Origin of the sequence: Kitasatospora sp. NPDC007106, assembly GCF_040634455.1 — a bacterium.
Taxonomy (GTDB): Bacteria; Actinomycetota; Actinomycetes; order Streptomycetales; family Streptomycetaceae; genus Kitasatospora; species Kitasatospora arboriphila.
On the sequence record NZ_JBEYFP010001484.1, the window covers coordinates 1 to 1,006 of the forward strand.

The window sequence follows — 1,006 nt, forward strand, 5'->3', positions numbered from 1 at the left end:
GGCGCACCCGCCGGACAGGGCACCGACCGCGCGCGCTTCGACCGCCTGCTCGCCCGCGCCGACCCGCTCGCCGCCGCGGACCTGCCCCGTCCCGTCCGGCCCGGGCGGACCGGTGGACGGCCGCTGGAGCTCACCACCGCCGACCGCCCCGGCACCCTCCCGGTGCTCGACGCGGCCTACCTGGACTCCGGTGCCCTGCTGGTCGCCTGCGGCCAGGCGGGCGTGCGGCTGCTCACGCCCGACGGGCGGACCAAGGCGCGCTGGGACACCCCCGCCGACCGCCTGGTCCTCGCCGACCACGGCGGCAACGCCCTGGTGGTCGCCGACCACGGGCCGGTCACCGAGGTCTCCCGGCTCGACCTCGCCACCCGGCGGCTGCGGCCCTGGACCACCCTGCGCTCCACCGCCACGCTCGGCAGCTACGACGGCCGGCAGCTGATCGGCGTCGACGGCCAGGGCCTCGTCGTGCTCGACACCGCGGCGGACCGGCCCACCGTCGTCTGGCGCGAACTCGGCGGCGGCAGCGCCCAGGGCGACCAGCGCCCGGCCGGCCCGCCGTCCCGCACCGCGGACCGCTGTTCGGCCGTCGTGCTGACCCGGCCCCGCTTCGGCGCCGGCCTCACCGAGTGCTGGACCTGGGAGCTGCCCGGCTGGCGGCTCACCGCCCGGGTCGCCCTCACCGACGACGAACTCCGGTCGGCCGACGCCTTCGTGGGCCTCGCCGCGCTCGCCGGCGGTGGCCGGCTGCTCACCACCGCCGACCCCGGGGCGGGCCGGACCACCCTGCGGTGGTTCGGTGTCCCCACGCCGGGCCCGCTGACCGTCGACGGCCTCGCCGTCGCGCCCCCGCACACCGACGGCGACGACTGGGCGCTCACCGTTCCCGCACCCGGCCCGGGCAGCGCCGGCCTCACCGTCCACGCCGCCCGCCGCCCCACCGACAGCCCGCTCCTGACCCTCCACGTCCCCGCCGCACCCCCCGGCCCCGACGGCCGCCCCACCCCGG

Annotated in this window: 1 pseudogene; it reads left to right on the plus strand. The window is 80.1% G+C overall.

The features are described 5' to 3' along the window. Positions 1-1,006 (plus strand): annotated as a pseudogene (locus ABZ641_RS39460) (hypothetical protein); the annotation flags it as partial.